The organism is Paraburkholderia sp. TE9906, assembly GCF_056279605.1.
The window spans coordinates 592,060-599,067 of record NZ_JBWCCT010000006.1; the positions used below are offsets into that span (position 1 = coordinate 592,060).

Annotated in this window: 7 protein-coding genes and 2 pseudogenes; 8 read left to right on the forward strand and 1 reads right to left on the reverse strand. The window is 65.0% G+C overall.

Annotated elements, in window-relative coordinates:
• Window positions 1-468: 468 nt before the first annotated feature.
• The 8 genes and pseudogenes from phnS (at window position 469) to ACZ9H4_RS19615 (ending at window position 6,713) form a co-directional block, all read left to right on the forward strand.
• Entirely contained in the window at window positions 469-1,560 is a 1,092-nt protein-coding gene (phnS, locus tag ACZ9H4_RS19580; protein ID WP_408149739.1) for a 2-aminoethylphosphonate ABC transporter substrate-binding protein, read from the forward strand.
• Window positions 1,561-1,702: 142 nt separating this feature from the next.
• Window positions 1,703-2,803 (forward strand): 2-aminoethylphosphonate ABC transport system ATP-binding subunit PhnT, encoded by a 1,101-nt coding sequence (gene phnT, locus ACZ9H4_RS19585; RefSeq protein WP_476120362.1) that lies wholly within the window; start codon window positions 1,703-1,705, stop codon window positions 2,801-2,803.
• Window positions 2,781-3,737: a 2-aminoethylphosphonate ABC transporter permease subunit gene (gene phnU / locus ACZ9H4_RS19590; protein ID WP_408323905.1), complete on the forward strand. Its 957-nt coding sequence runs from the start codon at window positions 2,781-2,783 to the stop codon at window positions 3,735-3,737. Before phnT ends, phnU begins: the two co-directional genes overlap by 23 nt.
• On the forward strand, window positions 3,727-4,590 hold the full coding sequence (gene phnV / locus ACZ9H4_RS19595) for a 2-aminoethylphosphonate ABC transport system, membrane component PhnV (RefSeq protein WP_408149745.1): 864 nt from the start codon (window positions 3,727-3,729) through the stop codon (window positions 4,588-4,590). Before phnU ends, phnV begins: the two co-directional genes overlap by 11 nt.
• A 76-nt stretch (window positions 4,591-4,666) precedes the next feature.
• Entirely contained in the window at window positions 4,667-5,428 is a 762-nt protein-coding gene (locus tag ACZ9H4_RS19600) for a phosphonate utilization associated transcriptional regulator (RefSeq protein ID WP_476120392.1), read from the forward strand.
• A 73-nt stretch (window positions 5,429-5,501) separates the two neighbouring features.
• A pseudogene (locus ACZ9H4_RS19605) lies at window positions 5,502-5,965 on the forward strand (alkaline phosphatase family protein); the annotation flags it as partial.
• A 3-nt stretch (window positions 5,966-5,968) separates the two neighbouring features.
• A pseudogene (locus ACZ9H4_RS19610) lies at window positions 5,969-6,142 on the forward strand (aldehyde dehydrogenase family protein); the annotation flags it as partial.
• A gap of 10 nt (window positions 6,143-6,152) precedes the next feature.
• Window positions 6,153-6,713 carry a phosphonate degradation HD-domain oxygenase gene (locus ACZ9H4_RS19615; RefSeq protein ID WP_476120364.1) on the forward strand — a complete coding sequence of 187 codons (561 nt, stop codon included), beginning with the start codon at window positions 6,153-6,155 and terminating at the stop codon, window positions 6,711-6,713.
• A 76-nt stretch (window positions 6,714-6,789) separates the two neighbouring features.
• On the opposite strand, the gene ACZ9H4_RS19620 is transcribed toward ACZ9H4_RS19615, so the two are convergent.
• A partial coding sequence (locus ACZ9H4_RS19620) for a hypothetical protein (RefSeq protein ID WP_476120366.1) occupies window positions 6,790-7,008 on the reverse strand: 219 nt, incomplete at its 5' end.

Here is a 7,008-nt window from a genome sequence, read left to right on the forward strand (position 1 = left end):
GCTGGGGCCATGCCGCTTCTTCGCGCGTCCGCGAAGAAGCGCCGCGCGGCTCTTCGATGCTCGACCCGATCGCGCGGTTTTCAAAGGCAGAGCAAAGCCTCCTTCGACCTCGACCGTTCGCCGCGTCAGCAAGGGTAACGGCCGCGGCGCTTGGACTTTATTGGCGAATTGTGTCGTTTTTTGGAATTCACCACAATAGTCATCGCGTTGTCATTGAAACCTGTGATTCTTGCCGTGCCCGTTCAGGCATGGCCGGCAGCGCGAGTGTCGTAGGTGGGCTCGTAGGTGGGCTGTAAGGCAGGCTGGGGAAGAAGCGGCAAAGTTGTCGGCAATCTGCAATCGTCGCAGACCGGCACGACAACTGGTCGCGGGCAACACGCAAGCGGCACGGCGCGCGGCGCCGTTCAATCACAACAGGTATCGGGACTTCCCGACCGTCTGGTTCTTTGCCTTTCGGAGAAAAGCGACATGACAAAAACGAATTCCCTTCACGCGAGCGCCGGCCTCGTTCGCAAACTGCTGCCGGCGCTGGTCGCCGCAGCGGCATTCGGCGGCGCGGCCATGCAGGCGCACGCAGCCGGCGCCGTGGTGCTGTACACCGCCGACGGCCTGGAAAACCTCTACAAGGACGTGCTGCCGGCCTTCGAAAAGAAGGAAGGCGTGAGGGTCAACATCGTCACGGCGGGCAGTGGTGAAGTGGTGAACCGCGCGACCATCGAAAAGGATCAGCCGAAGGCCGACGTGCTCGTCACGCTGCCGCCGTTCATCCAGCAAGCCGATCAAGCCGGCCTGCTGCAGGCTTACCAGAGCGCCAACTACAAGAACGTGCCCGCGATCGCCAAGGCGTCGAACGGGGCGTGGGCGACTTTCGTGAACAACTACTTCTCGTTCGCGATCAACCCCGAGGTCACGAAGAACCAGCCGAAGACCTTCGCCGATCTGCTGCACCCGGATTACAGCGGCAAGGTCGCGTACTCGAACCCGGCCACGGCGGGCGACGGCATGGCGGTGATCATCCTGACCACGTCGCTGATGGGTGAAGACAAGGCGTTCGATTATCTGAAGAAGCTCGAGCAGAGCGCCAAGTTCCACACCAAGGGCACCGGCTACCTCGACGTGCTGCTCTCGCGCAACGAAATTGCCGTTGCCAACGGCGACCTGCAGATGGATCTGGACGACGCGGCCAACGGCGGCCTGTCGCTCAAGCCGGTGTTCCTTGCCGCCGCGCCCGGCGGCCAGCCGACTACCTTTCAGCTGCCGTACGCGATCGGCCTGATCAAGAACGGTCCGAACCAGGACGCAGGCAAGAAGCTGGTCGACTATCTGATGTCGACGGAAGTGCAGGCCAAGGTGCCGGACATCTTCGGCATTCCGGGCCGCACCGACGTGCCGCTCGCCGGCAAGAACGGCGAAACCGTCAAGCAGGCCATTTCTGGCGTGAAGCTGATTCCGGTGGACTGGAACCAGGTGATGGCGAAGAAGGCCGACTGGACGGCGCGCTGGAAGAACGAGGTGATCGGTTCGTCGGGCAAGCAGATCGAAGTGGTCAAGCCGAAGTAAGCCGTCGGACCCGGCGGTTTGCACGTCATGGAGTGACGTCACGCAGCGATGCAAGCTGCGTGGCGTAAAGAGTCAGGCGGCGCCTTGCAGGAAAAAACGCGAGGTGCCGCGTCAGCATCAATCTTGTTGGAGGATCAACCCGGTGAATACGGCCAGTCTTGCTCACCCCGGCGCGCTCGACGCCTCACCGGACGCGCTCGATGCCGCCCATTCGGACGCGCCGGGCGGCGTGCAGATCGATCATCTGACGGTGCGCTTCGGGTCGCGCACGGTGCTCGACGATCTGTCGTTGACCATCCAGCGCGGCGAACTGCTTACCGTGCTCGGCCGCAGCGGTTGCGGCAAGACGACGTTGCTGCGTTTCATCGCCGGGTTCATCGAAGCGGACGGCCTCGCCGGCACGCTGACCGTGGCCGGTCAGGATCTCACGCACGTGCCGCCGCATAAGCGCAATCTCGGCTTGCTGTTTCAGAGTTATGCGCTGTTCCCGCATCTGTCGGTGTTCGATAACGTGGCCTTCGGGTTGCGCGCGCGCCGCACGCCGGCGCGCGACATCGCGCGGCGCGTCGCCGACGCGTTGAAGCTCGTGCAACTGGGCGATGCCGGCCACGTGATGCCCGCGCAACTGTCGGGCGGCATGCAGCAGCGGGTGGCGCTCGCTCGCGCGCTCGTGATCGAGCCCGACGTGCTGCTGCTCGACGAACCCCTGTCCGCACTCGACGCCAATCTGCGCGCGTCGGTGCGCTCCGAACTCAAGTCGCTGCATGAGCGTTTGCCGAATCTGACGATCGTCTGCGTGACGCACGATCAGGACGACGCGCTGGTGCTATCCGACCGCACGCTGCTGATGCGCGACGGCCGCATCGCGCAACTGGGCACGCCGCAGCAGCTGTACGACACACCGGCCAATGGTTTCGTCGCGCGTTATCTGGGCGCGGCCAATCTGTTGCCGCCGCAGATCGCGTTCGGCATGGACGACGTGCGCCATAACGTGCGCGACCGCGTCGCATGTTTGCGTCCCGAGGCGCTGCGCATCGTGCCGCTCGGCGAGGGGCAGTTGCATGGCGCGATCGCATCGGTCGAATGGTACGGCGCGGTGCTGTCGGTCTCGGTCGTGCTCGACGCGTTGCCCAACGAGCCGGTGCTCGTCACCATGCAGCGCGGCCACGGCATGATGCCGGAGAAGGGCGCGCGTGTTTCCCTGCGTTACGAGGCTGACGATGTCGTCCTTATCAACCCCTGATACGTCCGCTGCGCTCGGCGCGTCTGAGGCCGACGCTGCCGCCGCCGCGCGCCGCAGCGCCAGCGCTGCCGCGCATACGGCCGCGGTGAAGCGGCGCGAGCGCGCGGCGCAATGGCATCTGCTTTTCATCGCAGTAGTCGTGCTCGGACCGCTGGTCATCTATCCGCTCGTGCGGCTGGTGATGCTCAGCCTGACCGGCGCGCACGGTCCGAGCGTGCAGGCTTACGCCAGCTTCTTCGGCAACCCCGAAACGCGCGGCGTGATCGGCACGACGCTGTGGATCCTGTTCGCGAGCGCGGGTCTCGCGTCGCTGCTCGGCGTGGCGATCGCGTCGATCCTGTTCTTCAAGCCGTTCCCCGGCGCGCGGCTGATCACCCGTTTTCTCGAACTGTTCGTCGCGTTCCCGTCGTTTCTGGTCGCCTTCACGCTGATCTTTCTGTACGGCTCGCAGGGCTCGGTCAGCATCGGCTTGCAGCGGCTCTTCAATCTGCAGGCGCCGCCGCTCGACTTCCTGTTCGGCATCGGCGGCGTGATTCTCGCGGAAGTGGTGTTCTACGCGCCGTTCGTCGTGCGTCCGACGCTCGCCTCGTTCGCGATGCTCGACCGGCGTCTGATCGAAGCCGCCCGCAGCCTCGGCGCGAACGGCCTGATGGTCGCGTTCAAGGTGATCCTGCCGCTCGCGTGGCCGGGCATCGCGGCGGGCACGATCCTCTGTTTCCTGCTGACACTGAATGAGTTCGGCATTCTGCTCGTGCTCGGCAGCGCGCATCTGATCACGCTGCCGGTGGCGATCTACAGCGCCGCTACCGTCGACCTCGATCTGCCGACCGCCGCCGCCGGCGCGGTCGTGATGCTGATGATGTCTTTGTCTCTATATGCGTTGTATCGCCAGGTCAATCGTCGCAAGGCGAAAGGAGCGGGCCATGGCCGTTGAACTCGACCCGACCGTGTTGCCGGTTATGCACAAGAAGGCGCGGCCGGTGCGCCACAGTCTGCTGGTGCGCATGCTCGGCGGCCTGTTTCTCGGCTTCGCCGCGCTGCTGTGCTTCTGGCTATTTGTGCTGCCGGTGCTGGTGGTCGCGCTGTCGAGCGTGGCCGCGCACTGGTCCGGTACGATCCTGCCCGACGGTTTCAGCATGCGCTGGTTCGAGCGTCTCGGTTCGAGCGACTTCGACGCGCTGACGACCAGCCTCGAAGTCGGCATGGGCGTCGCGGTGCTCGGCACGATCCTCGGCCTGTGGCTCGCGCTCGCACTCGAAGGACGCGACCGGCGGGGGCTCGGCGCGATCGTCGACACCATCGCGATGATGCCCAACGGCGTGCCGAGCGTGGTGCTCGGTCTCGCCGTGCTGATCGCCTATCACAAGCGGCCGGTGGATCTGTCGAGCTCGGCGGCGATCGTCGTGTTCGTGCAGCTCGCGCTGGTGCTGCCGTTCTGCTACCGCTGCGCGGCCGCTGCTTTGCGCCCGGAGCTGACGGTGCTGCGCGAAGCGGCGGCGAGCCTCGGTGCGCCGCCGTCGATGGTGTTGCGCCGCGTGGTGCTGCCGCAACTGGTTCCGGCGATCCGCGCGAGTCTCGCGCTCGGTTTCGCGCTCTCGCTCGGCGAACTCGGCGCCACGCTCACCGTGTATCCGCCGGGTTTCGCGACGGTGCCGATCGTCGTCGTCGGGCAGGTGGAGCGCGGCTATTACCTGCCGGCTTCCGCGCTGTCGCTGATTCTGCTGCTGGTCTCGCTGGCCGCGCTGGTGTTGATCGCCGCGCGCGTCCCGCGTCGTCGGGCGGACTGACGCCCGCTCCATGCCTGGGTGGTGCGCCGTGGCGGCGCGTCGGCATCTATCGATCGATGTGGCAAAATTTGTCGAAATGACCGAATATATGCGAACGGTTTCCGCCGATCCGATCGAAGTGGTGCGTAGGCACTCGCTGACCACCTTGGTGCGCGACGAGATCGAGCGGCACATCGTCGAAGGTCTGCTTGCGCCCGGCGACAAGCTCAACGAAGCCGATTGGGCTGCGCGTCTGCGGGTGTCGCGCGGGCCGGTGCGCGAGGCGTTTCGCGCGCTGGAGCAGGCCGGCCTCGTGCGCATGGAGAAGAACCGTGGCGTGTTCGTGCGCACGGTGTCGCTGGCGGAAGCGGGAGAGATCTACGCGGTGCGCGCGGTGCTCGAAGAAGCCGCGTGCCGGATGCTGGCTGCGAGCATCGACGCGGGCCAGCTCGCGGGGTTGCGTGACTGGCTCGACGCGATGCGCGCCGCAGCCGACGCGCGCGATCACGAAGCGTACACGCGCGCGAACATGGCGTTTCACGACGCGCTCGTGGCGGCGTCGGGGAACCTGAAGTTGTATGAGACGTATCGCAGGCTGGTGAGCGAGTTGAGCCTCTTTCGTCGCGCCACGCTGGCGGTGCATGCCGGCGCGATGGAGCGCTCGCTGGCCGAGCATCGCACGATTCTGACGGCGCTCGCGTCGCGTGACGCCGAGCTTGCCGCGACGCTGATGCGCGCGCATGTGAACGGTGGTTTGCAGCGTGCGCATGCGGCGTGCGAGATGGCCGGTAGAGCGGCGAGTAAAGCGGTTGCCGCAGCACCGGCGAAATTGCCGCCCGCTCCGCTTCTGAACAATTGAAAGACTGATTGCTCAGGTGCGGCTGCAACGGATTGACGACAGCACGCGTGCCGCGCACGCATGGAAGGCAACGATGGCAAGCTCTGGCGAACGCACGATCGAAGTCGACGGCCGCCGCTACCGGCTGCCTTTGCAAGCGACGGTCGTGGTGCGCGTCGACGGCTGCGAGTTCGCTTATCTCGACGCCGCGGTCGTGGCCGGCGTCGCGCCTTCCATCGGCAAGATGCTCGCAGGCGGTGCGGCCTTCAAGGGCGACTGTGTGATCCCGTCGTTCACCGACCCGAACCACCTGTCGATCGTGTGTGGCGTGCCGCCGTCGGTGCACGGCATCTGCGGTAATGACTTCTGGGACCCGCAGGCGAACGGCGGCGCGGGCGCCACGGTGATGATGAACGACCTCGCTACCTGCGCGCGGGCACGTTGCTCGCCGTCGCCGTCGCCGTCGCCGAGGCGGGCGCCGCGGTGGCTGCGGACACCACGAAGGACAAGGTGCGCGGCCTGCTCGGCTGGCAACTGAACGGTATTTGCTTCTCGGCGGTCACGCGCCTCATCAACGAATTGCGCGTGGGGACGCTCAACATTGGGGGAAGTGCCGGCTATCGGATCGAGCTCACGCCGTTCGGCGGCATAAAGGCCTCAGGGCTTGGCTACAAGGAAGGCGTTCAGGAAGCGATGAAGAGCTTCGCCAATCTGAAGACCCTTTCATTACCTTAGGAGTGAGAGCGTGGCATTGAGTTTGAACGACATCCGTTCGCTGTTCGAGCGGTACGGAAATCTGGCCTACAGCGGCGAACCGGTGACGCAACTCGAGCATGCGTTGCAGAGCGGTGCACTGGCCGAGGGGGAGGGCGCCACCGACGAGCTGGTCGCCGCCGCATTTTTGCACGACCTCGGGCATCTGCTCAATCTGCAAGGCGATACGCCGACCGAACGGGGCATCGACGATCTGCATCAGTATTTCGCGCTGCCGTTCTTGCGGCCGGTGCTGCCGGATGCGGTGCTGGAGCCGATCCGCTTGCACGTCGACGCGAAGCGCTGCCTGTGCGCGATCGACGAGACGTATTTTGGGCAGCTCTCCGCCGATTCGGTTCGGAGTCTGGAATTGCAGGGCGGCATCTTCAGCACGGAGGAAACCGAGGCGTTTCTACGGAAGCCCTATGCGGAAGATGCGCTGCGTTTGCGGAAATGGGACGACCGCGCGAAAGAACAGCGTCGCGCGACGCCGGGTATCGATCATTATCTGGATGTGGTCGAGCGGGCGATGCGCAAACATGTAGATGCGTGAGTCGGTGTTTCTGCCCGCGCTCGATTCGTCGCTGATGTCGCTGTCTTCGCACCGATTCAGATGCAGTCCAGGCTTGTCAAAATAACGCTTGCAAGTCCCCTTGGGGCTCGCTAGAATTCCGCTCTTTCGTGCTTCGGATACCGGGGCACAGAGAAGCGGGAAAGCCAGCAATGGCAAGGCTTCCAGCGCGGTGGGCAGGTTGAGTGAGTGATAAAAACCTGTTGACGGCGCCGCGGAAGTTCTCCATAATCTCGTTTCTCTGCTGCTGATGCAGCGACGCAGAACGAAGCGGTGC